Source organism: Bacillus cereus group sp. BfR-BA-01379 (genome assembly GCF_022663605.1).
Lineage (GTDB): Bacteria > Bacillota > Bacilli > Bacillales > Bacillaceae_G > Bacillus_A > Bacillus_A mobilis.
Genome location: NZ_JAKUFT010000037.1, coordinates 20,453 through 39,758, shown reverse-complemented (window position 1 = coordinate 39,758; position 19,306 = coordinate 20,453). Strand labels below are relative to the sequence as shown.

Sequence of the window (19,306 nt, the reverse complement as noted above, 5' to 3'; positions counted from 1 at the left end):
TGCAGTATACAAATGATTTTTATAGGAGCGGATGACAATAGGAAAAAGAAGTGGTTTTATATGCCTACTTCTCTTTAGTTTAGTAGCATGCTCACAACCTAACATTACAATTGATAAGAAGAATGATGTCATTGTAAAGGAAGCAGGAACTTCCAATCTAGATAAATTTGAAAAGTTCGTTTTGAATGTGGAACAAGGGGAAGTTGATAAAATAAGAATTGTACATTATACACATGAAGGTGATCCGGTTTTTCAAACGTTAGAGTATAGTGGAACAGATATAATTCATATGTTAGATAATAGACAAGATCGATTTGCTGGTAATCATACAGGTATGAATGAAGATAGCTGTAAAAGGATTGTTAAAGAGTGGCGTGAAGCACAAATGGCTTATAGGTTAATAGATTGTGCGAATGAAAGTGGGCGCAATGGATATGATTTATTATATGTACCTAAAAAATAGAGTTAGTAGAGGAAGGAAGATTTGACTCCTTCCTTTTTCTATGTATATATTGTCGAAAATTTTACCGAATATCTGTTCGTTTTTTTAGGTTTTTTATGGGCGTTCGTGGTAAAATAATAATACAGATTTTTATGAGGAGGTCGGAACTTAAGTGGAACATCAATTTGAAATTATTTCAGCGTATTCCCCCCAAGGTGATCAGCCGGTAGCTATAGAGAAGCTTGTAGAGGGAATTAATAGTGGAAAGAAAAAGCAAGTGTTGCTTGGAGCGACAGGAACGGGTAAGACATTTACGATTTCAAATGTCATTAAAGAAGTGCAGAAGCCAACACTTGTCATGGCTCATAATAAAACGTTAGCTGGACAGTTATATAGTGAGCTGAAAGATTTCTTTCCGAATAATGCAGTTGAATATTTTGTTAGTTATTACGATTATTATCAGCCAGAAGCGTATGTGCCGCAAACAGATACGTTTATTGAAAAAGATGCGCAAATTAATGATGAAATTGATAAATTGCGTCACTCAGCAACGTCTGCACTATTTGAACGGGACGATGTAATTATCGTTGCGAGTGTTTCATGTATATATGGTTTAGGTTCTCCAGAAGAATACCGCGAGTTAGTTGTTTCACTTCGCGTTGGCATGGAGAAGGACCGCAATCAATTGCTTCGTGAACTTGTTGATGTGCAGTATGGACGTAATGATATTGATTTCAAGCGTGGTACATTCCGTGTGCGCGGGGATGTAGTTGAAATCTTCCCGGCATCACTTGACGAGCATTGTATTCGAATTGAGTTTTTCGGCGATGAAATTGATCGTATTCGCGAAGTAAATGCGTTAACAGGTGAAGTATTAGCAGAACGTGATCATGTAGCAATCTTCCCAGCATCTCACTTCGTTACACGTGAAGAAAAGATGAAGGTCGCTATTGAAAATATCGAAAAAGAATTAGAAGAGCGTTTAAAGGAATTAAATGATAATGGCAAGTTGTTAGAAGCGCAGCGTATAGAGCAGCGCACACGTTATGATTTAGAAATGATGCGCGAGATGGGATTTTGTTCAGGGATTGAAAACTATTCCCGTCATTTAACACTTCGTCCGGCGGGTGCAACGCCATATACGTTATTAGACTATTTCCCAGAAGATTTCTTAATCGTTATGGATGAGTCACACGTATCAGTGCCACAAGTAAGAGCGATGTATAACGGTGACCAAGCACGTAAGCAAGTGCTTGTAGATCATGGATTCCGTTTGCCATCAGCTTTAGATAATAGACCGCTTACGTTTGATGAATTTGAAGAGAAAACGAATCAAGTGATTTACGTTTCAGCAACGCCAGGACCTTATGAGTTAGAGCAGTCACCGGAAGTAATAGAACAAATTATTCGTCCAACAGGGCTTTTAGATCCACCAATTGATATACGACCAATTGAAGGACAGATTGATGATTTATTAGGAGAAATTCAAGATCGCATTGCAAAAAATGAACGTGTATTAATTACGACTTTAACGAAGAAGATGTCAGAGGATTTAACGGATTACTTAAAAGATGTAGGAATTAAAGTAAACTATCTTCACTCTGAAATTAAAACGTTAGAACGTATTGAAATTATCCGTGACCTTCGTCTTGGTAAGTTTGATGTACTTGTCGGTATTAACTTATTACGAGAAGGGTTAGATATTCCAGAAGTATCACTTGTAGCTATTTTAGATGCTGATAAGGAAGGCTTCTTGCGTTCAGAGCGTTCATTAATTCAAACAATCGGTCGTGCAGCACGTAATGAAAACGGCCGCGTAATTATGTACGCAGATCGTATAACAAGATCGATGGGAATTGCGATTGAAGAAACGCAGCGTCGTCGTACGATACAAGAGGCTTACAATAAAGAGCACGGTATTACGCCGAAAACGATTCAAAAAGGCGTGCGTGATGTTATCCGTGCAACGACAGCTGCTGAAGAGCCGGAAACATATGAAGCAGCACCAGCTAAGAAGATGACGAAAAAAGAGCGTGAAAAGACAATTGCGAAGATGGAAGCAGAGATGAAGGAAGCAGCAAAAGCGTTAGATTTCGAGCGTGCAGCTGAATTAAGAGATTTACTATTAGAATTAAAAGCGGAAGGGTGAACAGAGTGAGCATGAGCAAGGATTTTATTGTTGTAAAAGGTGCTAGAGCACATAACTTAAAAAATATTGATGTAACCATTCCGAGAAATCAGCTTGTTGTTGTGACAGGATTGTCTGGTTCAGGGAAATCATCATTAGCGTTTGATACGATTTATGCAGAAGGGCAGCGCAGATACGTAGAATCGTTATCTGCGTATGCGCGCCAGTTTTTAGGGCAAATGGATAAACCTGACGTGGATACGATTGAAGGCTTATCTCCAGCGATTTCAATCGACCAAAAAACAACGAGTCGCAATCCACGTTCAACTGTCGGAACGGTAACGGAGATTTATGATTATTTACGTTTATTATTTGCACGAATTGGTACGCCGATTTGTCCGAATCATGGTATTGAAATTACATCACAAACAGTAGAGCAGATGGTAGACCGTGTACTGGAGTATCCTGAACGTACGAAATTACAAGTGTTAGCTCCTATCGTTTCTGGGCGTAAAGGTGCACATGTGAAAGTGCTTGAAGACATTAAGAAGCAAGGATATGTTCGTGTACGTGTTGATGGTGAAATGCTTGATGTATCTGAAGATATTGCGTTAGATAAAAATAAGAAGCATTCTATTGAAGTTGTAATTGATCGTATTGTTGTAAAAGAAGGAATCGCAAGCCGTCTTGCGGATTCTCTTGAAAGTGCATTAAGACTTGGCGGGGGAAGAGTCTTAATTGATGTAATGGGAGAAGAGGAACTTCTATTTAGTGAACATCATGCTTGCCCACATTGTGGTTTTTCAATCGGAGAATTAGAGCCGCGTATGTTCTCATTCAACAGTCCATTCGGGGCATGTCCTTCTTGTGATGGACTTGGTTCAAAGTTAGAGGTAGATTTAGAACTTGTTATTCCGAACTGGGATTTATCATTAAATGAACATGCGATTGCGCCTTGGGAACCGACAAGCTCACAATATTACCCACAGCTTTTACAATCTGTATGTAATCATTACGGCGTTGATATGGATATGCCTGTGAAAGATATACCGAAAGATTTATTTGATAAAGTGTTGTACGGAAGCGGAGAAGAGAAAGTTTATTTCCGCTATGTAAATGAATTTGGTCAAGTGAAGGAAAATGAGATTTTATTTGAAGGTGTTATTCCGAATATTGAACGTCGTTATCGTGAAACGAGTTCTGATTATATTCGTGAGCAAATGGAAAAGTATATGGCAGAGCAAGCTTGTCCAAAGTGTAAAGGTGGACGCTTAAAGCCTGAGAGTTTAGCTGTTTTCGTTGGTGATAAAACGATTGCTGACGTAACGAAGTATTCTGTTCAAGAAGTACAGGAATTCTTCTCAAATGTGGAGCTAACGGAGAAGCAACAAAAAATTGCTCATTTAATTTTAAGAGAAATCCAAGAGCGTGTTGGATTCTTAGTGAACGTTGGTTTAGATTATTTAACGTTAAGTCGTGCTGCAGGAACTTTATCAGGTGGTGAGGCACAGCGTATTCGTTTAGCGACGCAAATCGGTTCTCGTCTTACTGGCGTACTTTACATTCTTGATGAGCCTTCTATCGGTTTACATCAACGTGATAACGATCGTCTTATTCGCACATTGCAAGAAATGCGCGATTTAGGTAATACGTTAATTGTCGTTGAGCATGATGAAGATACGATGATGGCTGCTGATTATTTACTTGATATCGGACCTGGTGCAGGTATTCATGGCGGTCAAGTTGTGTCAGCAGGTACACCAGCTGAAGTGATGCAAGATGAGAATTCGTTAACAGGTAAGTATTTGAGTGGTAAAGAGTTTATTCCGGTTCCACTTGAAAGACGTAAAGGTGACGGACGTAAAGTGGAAATTGTCGGTGCAAAAGAGAATAACTTAAAAAATGCAAAGATGTCATTCCCGCTTGGTACGTTTGTAGCGATAACGGGTGTATCTGGTTCCGGTAAAAGTACGATGATTAATGAGGTACTATATAAATCGTTAGCGCAAAAGTTATATAAAGCGAAAGCGAAGCCGGGGACTCATAAAGAAATTAAAGGTCTTGAGCATTTAGATAAAGTAATCGATATTGATCAATCGCCAATCGGGCGTACACCACGTTCTAATCCAGCGACGTATACAGGTGTATTCGATGATATTCGTGATGTGTTTGCGCAAACGAATGAAGCGAAAGTGCGCGGATATCAAAAAGGACGTTTCAGCTTTAATGTAAAAGGTGGACGTTGTGAAGCATGTCGTGGTGATGGAATTATTAAAATCGAAATGCACTTCTTACCAGACGTATATGTTCCGTGTGAAGTTTGTCACGGTAAACGTTACAACCGTGAAACGTTAGAAGTGAAATATAAAGATAAAAACATTTCTGAAGTGTTAGGGATGACAATCGAAGATGGAGTAGAGTTCTTTGCTAATATCCCGAAAATTAAGCGTAAACTTCAAACACTTGTAGATGTTGGGCTTGGTTATATGAAATTGGGACAGCCAGCTACGACGTTATCTGGTGGTGAAGCGCAGCGTGTGAAGCTAGCTTCTGAATTACACCGTCGTTCTACTGGGCGTACGCTATACATTTTAGACGAGCCGACGACTGGTTTACATGCACATGATATCGCGCGTCTTCTAGAAGTTCTGCAACGTCTTGTTGAGAGCGGTGAAACCGTACTTGTAATTGAACATAATTTAGATGTGATTAAAACAGCTGATTATATCGTTGACCTTGGACCAGAAGGTGGAGACAAGGGTGGACAAATCGTTGCTTCCGGAACGCCAGAGCAAGTAGTGAAAGAAGAGCAATCGTATACAGGTAAGTATTTAAAAGAGATTTTAGTCCGTGATAAAGCAAGAATGAAAGAGAAAATAAAAGAAGTAGAGTTATCACAATAAGTGTATTACTAAAAACCGAGTGGAAATGCCGCTCGGTTTTTCGTTCATAGGGGGAGAAGATGGAGTTTGCCCCGCATTAACGGGCAGTAAGATCCCCACCTCAAAATTCAGCGGAAGCAAAGAAGTTAGGTGGGGGATTAACTGCCCGTAAAAGCCCGATTGGTTCAACTAATAATCAGTGGGAGATGAACAAAAACCCACTGATTAAAGTTTCACTTTATAGATATTTTAAGAAAGAAAAATATGAAAGTAAGAGAGTTTCAAAGTTGGGGTGTATATTTTCGCAAGCGCTGGGAGGAGCATTTTGCAAACCATTTAAGTGATAGGGAAAAAGAAGACATTTTCCTGTATGGAGATAAGTATGCATGTGGGTATCTTTGGCACATATTTAGTTATGAGAAAAAGAAGTGTTTAGAGGGTGAAGAAGCGGAGAACGCGTTTCATAATGAAGTGAAAAAGGATTGCTGTATATTCTATCAACATTGTGATGATGTACTGCTAATAAAAGATGCGAGTTTATTACATATAGAGGATATATTGTGTGAGAGGGACGATATGTATAAAGGGGATATCTATATTGTAGATAAAGAGTTCACTTGGACCTTTGTAAAAACTCATGAACATAGATGGTGTGGCCCTTATTTTGTGAGGAAATGTTAGTAGGTATACAAGCATGGAGAATAGAATAAATTGATATAAGTATTTGTATGATACTTGCGTTTATTATCTATTAGCGTATGATGAAATATATATGTCAAAAGGATGTGTAAGAAAATGAGATGGATTGTATCACTTCTTGTAAATAGCGTTGTGTTAATCGCTGTATCGGGACTTTTAAAAGGGATTGCGCCAGACGCGTTTTACGTAGCAAATATACAAACTGCAATTATTGCGAGTATTATCTTGGCTGTTTTAAATGTGTTTGTAAAACCGTTTTTAATTTTAATTACGCTACCGATTACTGTTGTAACTTTCGGGTTCTTCTTAATTGTTATTAATGCGATTACGTTAAAGATAGCAGATTCATTGTTAGGAGATGCATTTAATATATCAGGGTTTGGTGTAGCAATCGTTGCGGCAATTTGTATTTCAATTTTTAATATGATTATTGAAAAGGCAATTGTGGAACCTTTATATGAAAAAAAGAGAAAATGACAAAAAGAAAAACATTTCATGATGTGTATGAAATGTTTTTTTCTATTTATTAGAAACCGTATTTCTTGTTTCCAGAAAAAAATGGTACAATATCCGGTAGAATGGAATTTTACATCAAATGAGACTGAACCCGCAGCGGAGTGGAGGTTTATACATATGCCGAAAGTAAGGACAAAAGATTTAATTGAACAATTTCAATTGGAGTTAATAAGTGGTGAAGAAGGAATTCATCGTCCGATTGATACAAGTGATTTATCGCGACCTGGAATTGAAATGGCAGGATTTTTTACATATTATCCAGCTGATCGCGTACAGCTTCTTGGAAAGACGGAGCTTACGTTCTTTGACACGTTAACGACAGAGCAAAAACAAGAGAGAATGAAAGCGCTTTGTACTGAGGAGACGCCGTGTATTATTATAACTCGTAATCAAGATGTACCAGATGAGTTACTGCAAGCGTCACGTGAATCGGGTATGCCTTTATTACGTTCTTCTCAAACGACAACAAGATTATCAAGTCGTTTAACAAATTATTTAGAAGGTAAGTTAGCGCCAACAACAGCTGTACATGGTGTGTTAGTAGATATTTACGGTGTTGGTGTTTTAATTACAGGTCAAAGTGGTGTCGGTAAAAGTGAGACAGCTCTTGAGCTTGTAAAACGTGGTCACCGCCTTGTTGCGGATGATAGCGTAGAAATTCGCCAAGAAGATGAAGACACATTAGTAGGAAGCTCACCAGATTTAATTGAGCATTTATTAGAAATTCGTGGTCTAGGTATCATTAACGTTATGACGTTATTCGGTGCAGGGGCAGTGCGAAATTATAAGCGTATTACACTTGTTATTAATCTTGAAATTTGGGATCAAAAGAAAAATTACGATCGCTTAGGTCTTGATGAAGAGAAGATGAAGATTATTGATACAGAACTTACGAAGATTACACTTCCAGTTCGTCCTGGTCGAAACTTGGCTGTTATTATTGAAGTAGCAGCGATGAACTTCCGTTTGAAACGTATGGGAGTCAATGCAGCACAACAGTTCTCTGAACGATTAATGAGTGCGATTGAGTTAGGAAATCAGGAGTAAACTTTGGAGAGGGAGGTCATACATATGCTGTTAGGTTCTGTACCACAGCTTGACCGTGTAGCGATCCAACTTGGACCGTTTCCTGTTTATTGGTACGGGATTATTATCGGTACAGGTGTGCTACTAGGTCTTTGGCTAGCAACTCGTGAGGGAGAAAGGCTAGGTATTCCAAAAGATACATTTGTTGACCTTGTATTAATTGCAGTACCGATCGCTATTCTATTTGCGAGAATGTACTACGTTATTTTTGAATGGGAATATTACGCGCAAAACCCGAGTCAAATTATTAATATTCGTCAAGGTGGCTTGGCGATTCATGGTGGTTTAATCGGGGCTGTTATTACAGGGATTCTTTTTGCGAAACGACGCGGACTTTCATTCTGGAAGTTAGCAGATATTGCAGCGCCAAGTATTTTACTAGGACAAGCAATTGGCCGATGGGGAAACTTTATGAACCAAGAGGCACATGGTGATGAAGTAACGAGACAGTTTTTAGAGGGTCTTCATTTACCGGATTTCATTATTAATCAAATGTATATTGAAGGTGTGTACTATCACCCAACGTTTTTATATGAATCATTATGGAATTTTGCAGGTGTCATTTTATTACTTGCATTACGAAAAGTGAATTTACGACGCGGGGAATTATTTTTCACATATTTAATTTGGTATTCAGTAGGGCGCTTCTTCGTAGAAGGCTTACGTACAGATAGTTTAATGCTAGGACCACTTCGTATCGCACAAGTAATGTCAATTGGACTTGTTGTTATTTCTATTATTTTCATTATTGTGAGACGAAAAATGGGGCAAGCTGATAAAAGATATTCGGAAAATTAGAGAAAAGTAGCATCTTATTATGAGATGCTGCTTCTTTCATATTCAGGAAAGAGAAGGGACTAAGGCAATGAGAATAAATACAGTGTTATTTGATTTAGATGGAACGTTAATTAATACAAACGAACTTATTATTTCTTCTTTTTTACATACGTTACATACATATTATCCAAATCAATATAAGCGTGAAGATGTATTGCCATTCATTGGTCCATCTTTACATGATACTTTCAGCAAGATTGATGAGAACAAGGTTGAAGAAATGATTACATGTTATCGTCAATTTAACCATGAGCATCACGATGAATTAGTGGAAGAATATGAAACTGTATATGAAACAGTTCAAGAGTTGAAGAAGCAAGGCTATAAAGTTGGTATTGTTACAACGAAAGCGAGACAAACCGTTGAAATGGGATTAAAGCTGTCAAAGCTTGATGATTTTTTTGATGTTGTCGTAACAATTGATGATGTAGAGCATGTGAAACCACATCCAGAGCCACTTCAAAAAGCGCTTGAGTTATTAGATGCGAAACCGGAAGAAGCATTGATGGTTGGGGATAACCATCATGATATTGTTGGTGGACAAAATGCGGGTACGAAAACGGCTGCTGTTTCATGGACGTTGAAAGGTAGAGCGTATTTAGCGGCTTACAAGCCGGACTTTATGCTAGATAAAATGAGTGATTTGCTACCGATTTTGTCTAATATGAACCGGTCATAAAGGTCCAAGTAAGTTAGTAGGGGCGTATTTCCCTACTTTAGTAGAGGAGCGAGCTAAGTGCGACGGACAACGCGCTATCCTGTTTCGGGAGAGAATTCATTATGGAATGTGTATAAAACAGTGTCCTTTTGGAAGGTAATGAAGAACTTTATTATTATCCAAATTGCACGTTACACGCCATTTTTATCCGTCAAGAATTGGTTGTACCGCACATTCTTACGGATGAAAGTCGGAAAGAAAACATCATTTGCGCTTATGGTAATGCCGGACATTATGTTCCCAGAAAAGATAACTGTGGGAGAGAATTCGATTGTCGGCTATAACACAACGCTTTTAGCACATGAATATTTAATTCGTGAATATCGACTTGGAGAGATCATCATAGGAAATGAAGTGATGATTGGAGCGAATACGACTATATTACCAGGTGTAAAAATTGGGGATGGCGCGATTATTTCAGCTGGCACACTTGTTCATAGAGATGTTCCAAGTGGTGCTTTCGTGGGTGGAAATCCAATGCGTGTTATTTATACGAAAGAAGAAATGGATGCTAGAGAAGGTTGATAGTAAAAATGTAACATTTCTCTTCTTTTTTAATGAATAAAAAGGAAATAATTGAGTATAATATACTGTTTTGTTTTTTACGGAATCGTTTATACTTATAGATAGAAGAATGTGTGAACGAAGAAAACAAAAAACTGGAGGATATATGGGGAAAAATCAAGGAATATATAAGGAGAACGGACAAGTTATCTCTTTTAATCAATTAGCGGACTTCTTTTATAAAAAAGGGATGAGGGCTTACAAAGGGCAAAAATTGCAAGATGCAATTAAATATTTTCGAAGAGCGGCACAAAGTGAGAAGGAGCCGTTTATTTTATGCCAATTAGCAACAGTATTATCTGAGGCTGGTGAATATCAAGAGTCGAATCAAATCTTCTTTAAGCTTGTTAGATCTAATCCAGAACTTGAACAGTGCTATTATTTTATTGCAAATAATTATGCATATATGGGGCTATTTCAGCAGGCAAAAAAGTATGCGGATCGCTATTTAGAAGTTGCAGAAGAGAAGGAATTTGTAGAAGATACATTAGAATTACTTGAGATTATGGAAGAAGAAGCGATGGGTGCGGAAGAGATTGAGGATGAAGATGATTTAATTGTTATGCAGGAAGAAGCGAATCGTTATATTCGTAACGGACAATTGGAAGAAGCAATTGCTACATTAGAAATTGTTACGAAAGATTATCCGGAATTTTGGTCGGGTCATAATAATTTAGCCATTGCACATTTTCAATCTGGTAATGTAGATAAGGCGCTGAAGTTAACGGAAATGATTTTAGAGAAAAATCCTGGTAATATACATGCGCTTTGTAATACGCTTATTTTCCTATATTCAATTGGAGAGCATAAACAAGTAGAAGCGTTAGCTGCTCAGTTAGTTTCGGTATATCCAATTTCGTTCGAGCATCGTTTGAAACTGGGAACGACACTTGCCACAATTGGTCATTTTGAGCCTGCATATAAATGGTTTAAAGTATTAAAGCGTCAAGGGTACGAGGGAGACGTTAGTTTTTATTATTGGTTTGCATATTCTGCTTACATGGTGAAAGATCAGCAAGTAGCTGAAAAAATGTGGCAACATGTTGTAGAATTGCACCCTGATAAAAAGGGGAAAGAACCGTGGAATGCGCTGAATTTAGCGGATGAAGGACAAAACGTATTATTTGAAGAATTACGAAAATCATTTCAGCAAAGTGCGACGCTAGAGGAACAAATGCTAGCTTTATATTTAATGAATGAGTTGTCCACGCCAGAGAAGGTGGGATTCTTCTTTGATGTAACGCAGGCGAAGAACGGTGTTCCAATCGTATCGCAACTTGCAAAGTATTTCTTTTTACTTAATAGCCATAAGAGTATTCCAGCTGATTTACAGCAATTTGAACAGTGTGCGCGAATTGCGGATGCTTTATATAATTATACGAAAAAAGATGATGAATTAATCGAAGAGTGTTTACAATTTTGGTTCTGTACGTTCATACGTTTATATACATCTGGGGCAGTTTTCACCAATGTATACGGCTGGTCAGCTGCGGTTGAATATATCGTGCGCAGCGAACAAGGAAATAAGATGACACAGTCGGAGCTTGGAGATGTATATAATGTATCTGTAGCGACTGTTCGAAAGTATGTGCAGGCTGTTAAGCGTACGCACACATAGAGTAAGCAAATCATTGGGAAAAAAATGATGCTAACAGTATAATGAGGGTAACTTAATTGTGTAGGAATGAATAGGAGTGAATAGTGTGTCAGAAGAAAAAATTTATGATGTCATTATTATTGGTGCAGGACCAGCTGGGATGACAGCTGCAGTATATACATCTCGTGCAAATTTAAGCACATTAATGCTTGAGCGTGGTATCCCAGGTGGCCAAATGGCAAACACAGAAGATGTAGAAAACTACCCAGGTTATGAGTCTATTTTAGGACCAGACTTATCAAATAAAATGTTCGAGCATGCGAAGAAATTTGGTGCTGAATATGCATACGGTGATGTGAAAGCAGTCATCGATGGTAAAGAATACAAAACAATTGTTGCTGGTAAAAAAGAATATAAAGCACGTGCAATTATCGTTGCAAGCGGTGCAGAGTATAAAAAAATTGGTGTGCCAGGCGAAGCAGAACTTGGCGGCCGCGGTGTATCATATTGTGCAGTATGTGATGGTGCTTTCTTTAAAGGAAAAGAACTTGTAGTTATTGGTGGCGGAGATTCTGCTGTTGAAGAGGGTGTGTTCTTAACACGCTTCGCATCGAAGGTGACAATTGTTCACCGTCGTGATACGCTTCGTGCACAGAAAATTTTACAAGATCGTGCTTTCCAAAACGAGAAAGTAGATTTCATTTGGAATCACACTATTAAAGAAATTAACGATGCAAATGGTAAAGTAGGAAGCGTAACGCTTGTAGACGTAAACAGTGGAGAAGAGAAAGAAGTCAAAACTGACGGCGTATTCGTATACATCGGTATGTTACCATTATCAAAACCATTTGTGGAACTAGGTATTACAAATGAAAATGGTTACCTTGAAACAAACGAGCGTATGGAAACGAAAGTTCCAGGTATTTTCGCAGCTGGTGATGTTCGTGAAAAAATGCTACGTCAAATTGTAACTGCAACAGGTGATGGTAGTATTGCAGCACAAAGTGCACAACATTACGTAGAAGAATTGTTAGAAGAACTAAAAACTGTATCAGAAAAATAAGGGATAACATACCTTTTGAGAAGAAAGCTACCGATAGGAGCTTTCTTCTTTTTTGTGAAAATGTCAAAGTTTTGTCAAAAAATATTAGGATTATAAGCTTTCTTATTGATATACTGGACTTTACGGAAAAAATCACTATAAGAAATGAGGAATTTATTCAGTATGGAATGGCGTAATATATATCGTGGATTTTGTATGGGCGTTAGTGATTTAATTCCTGGTGTGAGCGGCGGTACAATCGCTGTTGTGTTAGGGATTTATGAACAATTACTTGCGGCGATTAGTGGATTCTTTAGTCGTGAATGGAAAAAACATTTAGGATTTTTAATTCCCCTTGCAGCTGGTGTGGCAGCGGCGTTTTTAACATTAAGCCACGTTATTAAATATTTACTTGCAAATCATTATGAACCGACTCAATTTTTCTTCCTCGGTTTAATTATTAGTATATTACCGATGTTAATGAGAGAAGCTGATGCAAAGTCTTCGTTTAAAGGTAAACACATTGTTTTACTAATCGTTGCAGCAATTCTTGTTGCAATCACAGCTTTCTTTAAACCGGATAAGGCAGCAGATCCAATTACGACGTTAACAATTTTAAATGCAATTGGTTTATTTTTCGCAGGATGGATGGCTAGTATGGCTATGTTGCTTCCTGGAATTAGCGGATCATTTATTTTATTAATTATTGGTGTGTATCCGACAGCAATTAATGCTTTAACTACACTGAACTTACCCTTAATCGTAGTTATCGGTGCTGGTGTTATGGTAGGGTTTGTTGTAAGTAGTAAAGGAATTAGTTTCTTGTTAGATCGTTATAAAAGTATGACATTTGCGGCAATTATTGGACTTGTTATCGGCTCAATTGTAATTGTGTTCCCTGGTATTCCAACTGGAGGATTTTCAATTATAAGTTCAATTATTACCTTTATTTTAGGATTCGCGATTGTTACTTATTTCGGTAAGAAATAAGTACTTTAATCCCCTTGGCGATAAAAATCGTTAAGGGGATTTTTCATGCTATTCATTGAAAGTCTAGGTATTTACATTGCTTGTTATAGAAAGCTTTTTTAAAATTGTTGAGTAGCAGTGCTTAGCGAAAGGGGACTGGCTCCTTCGTTGTAGCAAACTGTTTTTGATAGTATAATGAAATGAGTATGCAGTGAGAAATTTACTGCAAGTAGCTGAGGTGAAGAAACATGCAAAGAGTGACAAACTGTGTGTTAGTTAGAGATAATGAAGTGCTCTTACTCCAAAAGCCTCGCCGAAATTGGTGGGTTGCACCAGGCGGGAAAATGGAGCGTGGTGAGACAGTAAGAGATTCCGTTGTTCGCGAGTATCGTGAAGAAACAGGTATTTATTTAAAGAACCCAGCGTTAAAAGGGGTCTTCACCTTTGTCATCCAAGAAGGTGATAAAGTTGTTTCTGAGTGGATGATGTTCTCCTTTTTAGCGACAGATTTTGCAGGAGAAAACAAACTAGAGAGCGAAGAAGGCATCATTGGTTGGCATACATTTGACAAAATTGATGATTTAGCAATGGCACCAGGAGATTATCACATTATTGATTATTTAATTAAGGGAAATGGCATAATCTACGGTACATTTGTATATACCCCAGATTTTGAGTTGCTTTCATATCGATTAGATCCGAGTTAAACCGTCAAGGAGAGGATACGATGACAGAGAATAATGATATAAAAATGGTAATTATTACAGGAATGTCTGGAGCTGGAAAGACAGTAGCTTTACAAAGTTTTGAAGATTTAGGATATTTCTGTGTTGATAATTTACCACCGATGTTATTGCCAAAGTTTATTGAGCTTATGGCGGATTCAAAAGGAAAAATGAATAAAGTAGCACTTGGCGTTGATTTACGTGGCCGAGAGTTTTTCGAACATTTATGGGGAGCGCTTGATGATTTATCAGAACGTACATGGATTATTCCTCATATTTTATTCTTAGATGCGAAAGATGGCACGCTTGTAACTCGTTATAAAGAAACGAGACGTTCGCATCCACTTGCACCAACTGGTTTGCCGTTAAAGGGAATCGAAATGGAGCGCAGCTTATTAACTGATATGAAGGCACGAGCGAATATTGTGCTTGATACATCGGATTTAAAACCGAAAGAATTACGTGAAAAAATTGTTCATCTGTTTTCAACTGAAACTGAGCAAGCATTTCGTGTAAATGTTATGTCATTTGGATTTAAGTACGGTATTCCAATTGATGCAGATTTAGTATTTGATGTTCGTTTTTTACCAAATCCATATTACATTCCACATATGAAGCCATTAACAGGACTAGATGAGGAAGTTTCATCGTATGTGCTGAAATTTAATGAGACACATAAGTTTTTAGAGAAATTGACGGATCTTATTACTTTCATGCTGCCTCATTATAAAAGAGAAGGCAAGAGTCAACTTGTAATTGCAATTGGATGTACAGGTGGACAGCATCGTTCTGTTACGCTTACAGAATACCTTGGGAAACATTTGAAACCAGAGTATAGCGTTCATGTATCTCATCGTGATGTGGAGAAGAGAAAGGGCCATTAAGGGATGAAAAAAGAGAGAAAACCTAAAATTGTTATCATGGGAGGCGGTACTGGACTCTCTGTTTTATTACGAGGATTAAAACAATATCCAGTTGATATTACAGCAGTTGTTACAATCGCTGATGATGGTGGCAGTTCAGGTAGATTACGTGATGAGCTAGAAATTCCACCCCCAGGTGACATTCGCAACGTACTTGTTGCGTTATCAGATGTAGAACCGCTGGTGGAAGCTTTATTTCAGCATCGTTTCACAACGGGAGACGGGCTGAAAGGTCATGCGTTAGGAAATTTATTATTGGCGGGTATGACCTCGATTACAGGAGACTTTTTCCATGCGATTACGGAAACGAGTAAAGTGTTAAATGTCAGAGGACGTGTGTTACCGGCAGCGAACCAAAGTGCGGTACTTCATGCGGAACTAGAGGATGGAGAAATTGTAACAGGTGAATCAAAGATTCCTTATTACGGAAAGAAGATTAACCGCGTCTTTTTAACTCCGGAAGATGTAGAGCCGTTACATGAAACGTTGGCTGAGATTAAACGAGCTGATTTACTTGTTTTTGGTCCAGGAAGTTTGTATACGAGTATATTACCGAATTTAGTTGTTAACAAAATCGGGGACGCTGTTCTTGCTGCAAAAGCAAAGAAGGTATATGTGTGTAATGTTATGACGCAAGCTGGTGAAACGATGGGATATACTGCGTTTGACCATGTGCAGGCGTTACATGATCATTTAGGTAAACCATTTATCGATACTGCAATTGTAAATAACCGTGATATTCCTTGTGAATTACGTCAGTTATATGAGGAAGAAATGTCGGCACCAGTTGTAGTAGATGAAGAGCGTTTTACAGAGAGCAATATTGATGTCATTCAAGATCAATTAGCAAAGTATGATGATCGTGTTGTAAGGCACGATACATTAAAACTAGCTTCTATTTTATATTCACTGTTGTAGATGTGCGTTGCCTCGTTTGAGGTAACGCTCATCCTTTCATATAGGACAAGATTTTTGTTCCAAAGTAATCGTATAAGGAGGTGTTGACTGTGTCATTTGCATCAGAAACAAAGAAAGAGTTGACGAATCTTGAGATGAAGGAATGCTGTGAGAAAGCAGAATTATCAGCGTTACTTCGAATGAACGGATCGCTTTCTTTTTCAAATCGTCGTCTATCTATCGATATTCAAACGGAGAATGCGGCAATTGCAAGAAGGATTTATACGCTTTTGAAAAAAGGATATGACGTGACGGTAGAATTACTTGTTCGTAAAAAAATGCGATTGAAGAAAAATAATGTATATATTGTGCGGCTTGTTGAGAAGTCTCGTGAAATATTAGCTGATCTTCATATTGTTCGAGACGACTTTTCGTTGATCCGAAATATATCACAAGAATTGATTGAGAAGAAATGTTGTAAACGATCGTATTTACGCGGTGCATTTTTAGCAGGTGGTTCAGTAAATAACCCAGAAACATCATCTTATCATTTAGAGGTCTTTTCGTTATATAAGGAACATAATGATGCTATATGTGAACTGATGAACGGATTTGATTTAAATAGTAAGACGTTGGAAAGAAGAAAAGGGTACATTACGTATTTGAAAGAAGCAGAAAAGATTACAGAGTTTTTAAATATTATAGGCGCTCATAATGCACTTTTAAGATTTGAAGACATTCGAATCGTTCGCGATATGCGTAATTCAGTAAATCGTTTGGTGAACTGCGAAACAGCCAATTTAAATAAAACAATTGGTGCAGCGCTAAGGCAGATTGAAAATATCCGTTATATTGATGAGACAGTTGGTCTTGATATATTACCAGATAAACTGCGAGAAATTGCACAATTACGAAGAGATTATCAAGATGTAACATTGAAAGAGTTAGGCGAGATGGTATCCGGGGGGAAAATTAGTAAATCGGGTATTAATCATCGTTTGCGTAAAATCGATGAGATTGCAGAGAAATTACGCGCGGGGGAAACGGTAGCAAAAAAATAAGAGGTTAAAGGGGAAATGGAGCTGTGGTTCAAAAAAGAGTTAAGGTTTCATTAAAAAACGGTTTACAAGCACGTCCGGCTGCGTTGTTTGTACAAGAGGCCAATCGCTTTCATGCGGATATCTTCATCGAGAAAGATGGAAAGACAGTGAATGCAAAGAGCATAATGGGGATTATGAGCTTAGCAATTGGAACTGGTAGCATGATAACAATTACAACAGAAGGTTCAGATGCAGAAGAAGCTTTAGAAGCATTAGCTGCATATGTACAATAAGAAGCTATCGCGCATGTGCGATAGCTTTTTTGTTTTGTTGTTTGTTGGTGGGTATGCGAGTGCGGAGGCCACACTATAAAAAAAGCGCCCTGCTATAGGGCGCTTCCGCTTTTAGTCTATCCAGCTCCAGCGGCTAGAATCTCCGGTTGTTTCGCTTTTACATTCGAGGCAAAAAGCGCCTCGAATGTAAAAGCTCCAACACCCTGGGATTCTAAACGAGCCGCTTCCGCTTTTGATTAATTAACGATTTGTAAAGATCTTATCGATTAAACCGTATTCTAGAGCTTTTTCTGCTGTCATGAAGTTGTCGCGGTCTGTGTCGCGTTGTAGTACTTCAAGTGGTTGACCTGTGCGGTCAGCAAGAATTTGGTTTAGTTTTTCACGTAAGAACAGGATACGTTTTGCAGCGATTTCGATTTCAGTCGCTTGACCTTGTGCTCCACCAAGTGGTTGGTGAATCATTACTTCACTGTTTGGAAGTGCATAACGTTTTCCTTTTTCACCTGCTGCAAGTAAGAATGCACCCATAGATGCAGCCATACCGATACAGATTGTTGATACTTGTGGTTTAATAAACTGCATTGTATCGTAAATTGCCATACCTGCTGTGATAGAACCACCAGGGCTGTTGATGTAGATGTGAATATCTTTTTCTGGATCTTGAGATTCCAAGAATAAAAGCTGGGAAACGATTGAGTTAGCTACGTTGTCATCAATTGCACTACCAAGCATAATGATGCGGTCTTTTAATAGTCGAGAGTAAATATCGTAAGCGCGTTCTCCACGATTTGTTTGTTCAATTACTGTAGGAATTAAATTCATCTGTTATTTCCTCCTTCTAAAGCTTTCTTAGTCTTATAATACAATTATGGTCAATAAAGGTCAAACGAAACCACTTTAAATCAAAAAAATATGTAGTTGTACCATGAAATATTCGCTATGTTTTTGAAATTCCCTGCTTATGTATCTTCAACATCATAACCGAATTACATAAATTTAAACGTTATAAAAACTATAGAAAAAAAGAAAAGAACGCCTTTTTACTACAGCGTTCTTTCGATATCTATTCTTTTAAAAGATAGGTTACTTTATTTAAAATCTTTTCGATGTGTTTCGCGTTTTTACTATACATTTCGCTTGCTGATTTCGACTTTGTTTCTAGGGAAAATAGTTCAAGATCAGCATGACATTTTTTTAAAGATGCTAATAATAAAGGCTTATTTTGAGGAGAAGGCATTTGTAGTTTGTCATTATAAATGTCGATAGTAAGTTGTCCATATGAATCCACTTGACCGAGAAAAACATTTTCAATAACAACACCGAGCTTTTCTAGTTCGGAATGTAACCAAGCACGGTTATGCCCGCTTGAGGATAAAGGTTCATCTAAGACATTTCCATCCATAATAACAGTTTGTGGTTCTTTTTCATTTGGTACTTTTAAGCCGATGTCTTTTGCTGTAAGTGGTTGAGAATCTTTCTTTAATAGTACATTTAATTCTCCGCTCGGTTCTAAGACAGCAAATTCGACTTCAGCTACGCTGAAAGCATTTTTTCCACGAAGAAGTTCCAGTAATTCGTCACTTGTATATTTTTCTTTCTTTAAGTTGTCTTCGAGTATCTTTCCGTCTTTTATTAGTACGGTAGATTTTCCTTCAAAAAAATCTCGAGCTGTTTTGTTCTTTAAAGAGAGGATGCCTGTTAAAAAAGGTACCACAGCGAAAATGAGTATCGCAAAGACGCCGTGGAAAAATTTTGAATCGAGCCCTGTAGATACTTGGGCAGCGATGTCACCGATTGTCATTCCGGCTATGTATTCAAAAAAGGAGAGCTGAGAGATTTGTCTTTTCCCTAACCATTTCGTAATAGCGAATAAAATAATTAATATGAATACAGAGCGAAGAATGACAAGTGTCCATTCCGGCAGGTGAGACATAGTCATTTCCTCCAG

The 19,306-nt window shown here is 37.9% G+C and carries 19 protein-coding genes; 17 read left to right on the top strand and 2 right to left on the bottom strand.

The window, feature by feature from the left end; translation table 11 throughout:
* The first annotated feature begins 31 nt into the window (after window positions 1-31).
* The 17 genes from MR113_RS15565 to MR113_RS15485 all read left to right on the top strand — a co-directional run bounded on the left by MR113_RS15565 (window position 32) and on the right by MR113_RS15485 (window position 17,358).
* Complete coding sequence (locus MR113_RS15565; protein ID WP_002073537.1) at window positions 32-463, top strand: DUF4362 domain-containing protein; 432 nt, start codon at window positions 32-34, stop codon at window positions 461-463.
* Between the two features lie 151 nt (window positions 464-614).
* A complete protein-coding gene (uvrB, locus tag MR113_RS15560) occupies window positions 615-2,591 on the top strand; it encodes an excinuclease ABC subunit B (protein ID WP_061679311.1) in 1,977 nt (658 codons plus the stop codon).
* 11 nt (window positions 2,592-2,602) lie between these two features.
* The gene (gene uvrA / locus MR113_RS15555; protein ID WP_242255352.1) at window positions 2,603-5,473 is read left to right on the top strand and encodes an excinuclease ABC subunit UvrA; all 2,871 of its coding nucleotides are present in this window, start codon (window positions 2,603-2,605) and stop codon (window positions 5,471-5,473) included.
* Window positions 5,474-5,716: 243 nt separating this feature from the next.
* Window positions 5,717-6,133 carry a DUF4275 family protein gene (locus MR113_RS15550; protein WP_242255321.1) on the top strand — a complete coding sequence of 139 codons (417 nt, stop codon included), beginning with the start codon at window positions 5,717-5,719 and terminating at the stop codon, window positions 6,131-6,133.
* A gap of 114 nt (window positions 6,134-6,247) precedes the next feature.
* Window positions 6,248-6,628: a phage holin family protein gene (locus tag MR113_RS15545; RefSeq protein ID WP_001267308.1), complete on the top strand. Its 381-nt coding sequence runs from the start codon at window positions 6,248-6,250 to the stop codon at window positions 6,626-6,628.
* A gap of 156 nt (window positions 6,629-6,784) precedes the next feature.
* Window positions 6,785-7,714 carry an HPr(Ser) kinase/phosphatase gene (gene hprK / locus MR113_RS15540; RefSeq protein WP_001127251.1) on the top strand — a complete coding sequence of 310 codons (930 nt, stop codon included), beginning with the start codon at window positions 6,785-6,787 and terminating at the stop codon, window positions 7,712-7,714.
* A 24-nt stretch (window positions 7,715-7,738) separates the two neighbouring features.
* A complete protein-coding gene (gene lgt, locus MR113_RS15535) occupies window positions 7,739-8,551 on the top strand; it encodes a prolipoprotein diacylglyceryl transferase (RefSeq protein WP_000924230.1) in 813 nt (270 codons plus the stop codon).
* Window positions 8,552-8,618: 67 nt separating this feature from the next.
* Window positions 8,619-9,269, top strand: a complete 651-nt coding sequence (ppaX, locus tag MR113_RS15530; protein ID WP_242255319.1) for a pyrophosphatase PpaX — start codon at window positions 8,619-8,621, stop codon at window positions 9,267-9,269.
* A 57-nt stretch (window positions 9,270-9,326) separates the two neighbouring features.
* Window positions 9,327-9,833: an acyltransferase gene (locus MR113_RS15525; protein ID WP_061679305.1), complete on the top strand. Its 507-nt coding sequence runs from the start codon at window positions 9,327-9,329 to the stop codon at window positions 9,831-9,833.
* A 145-nt stretch (window positions 9,834-9,978) separates the two neighbouring features.
* Window positions 9,979-11,490, top strand: a complete 1,512-nt coding sequence (locus tag MR113_RS15520; protein WP_097863737.1) for a tetratricopeptide repeat protein — start codon at window positions 9,979-9,981, stop codon at window positions 11,488-11,490.
* 85 nt (window positions 11,491-11,575) lie between these two features.
* Window positions 11,576-12,532 carry a thioredoxin-disulfide reductase gene (gene trxB / locus MR113_RS15515; protein ID WP_242255317.1) on the top strand — a complete coding sequence of 319 codons (957 nt, stop codon included), beginning with the start codon at window positions 11,576-11,578 and terminating at the stop codon, window positions 12,530-12,532.
* A 162-nt stretch (window positions 12,533-12,694) separates the two neighbouring features.
* On the top strand, window positions 12,695-13,501 hold the full coding sequence (locus MR113_RS15510; protein ID WP_000455196.1) for a DUF368 domain-containing protein: 807 nt from the start codon (window positions 12,695-12,697) through the stop codon (window positions 13,499-13,501).
* A 227-nt stretch (window positions 13,502-13,728) separates the two neighbouring features.
* Complete coding sequence (locus tag MR113_RS15505) at window positions 13,729-14,187, top strand: NUDIX hydrolase (protein WP_061679302.1); 459 nt, start codon at window positions 13,729-13,731, stop codon at window positions 14,185-14,187.
* Window positions 14,188-14,207: 20 nt separating this feature from the next.
* Window positions 14,208-15,089 (top strand): RNase adapter RapZ, encoded by an 882-nt coding sequence (gene rapZ / locus MR113_RS15500; protein WP_000138462.1) that lies wholly within the window; start codon window positions 14,208-14,210, stop codon window positions 15,087-15,089.
* A 3-nt stretch (window positions 15,090-15,092) separates the two neighbouring features.
* The gene (locus MR113_RS15495; RefSeq protein ID WP_098374190.1) at window positions 15,093-16,046 is read left to right on the top strand and encodes a gluconeogenesis factor YvcK family protein; all 954 of its coding nucleotides are present in this window, start codon (window positions 15,093-15,095) and stop codon (window positions 16,044-16,046) included.
* Window positions 16,047-16,135: 89 nt separating this feature from the next.
* On the top strand, window positions 16,136-17,086 hold the full coding sequence (gene whiA / locus MR113_RS15490; protein ID WP_064476215.1) for a DNA-binding protein WhiA: 951 nt from the start codon (window positions 16,136-16,138) through the stop codon (window positions 17,084-17,086).
* Between the two features lie 23 nt (window positions 17,087-17,109).
* A complete protein-coding gene (locus MR113_RS15485) occupies window positions 17,110-17,358 on the top strand; it encodes an HPr family phosphocarrier protein (protein ID WP_000250306.1) in 249 nt (82 codons plus the stop codon).
* Window positions 17,359-17,598: 240 nt separating this feature from the next.
* Here MR113_RS15485 and clpP read toward each other — a convergent pair whose 3' ends face one another.
* Window positions 17,599-18,180 carry an ATP-dependent Clp endopeptidase proteolytic subunit ClpP gene (gene clpP, locus MR113_RS15480; RefSeq protein WP_001049162.1) on the bottom strand — a complete coding sequence of 194 codons (582 nt, stop codon included), beginning with the start codon at window positions 18,178-18,180 and terminating at the stop codon, window positions 17,599-17,601.
* 241 nt (window positions 18,181-18,421) lie between these two features.
* Window positions 18,422-19,291 (bottom strand): DUF421 domain-containing protein, encoded by an 870-nt coding sequence (locus MR113_RS15475; RefSeq protein ID WP_098585090.1) that lies wholly within the window; start codon window positions 19,289-19,291, stop codon window positions 18,422-18,424.
* Window positions 19,292-19,306 lie beyond the last annotated feature (15 nt).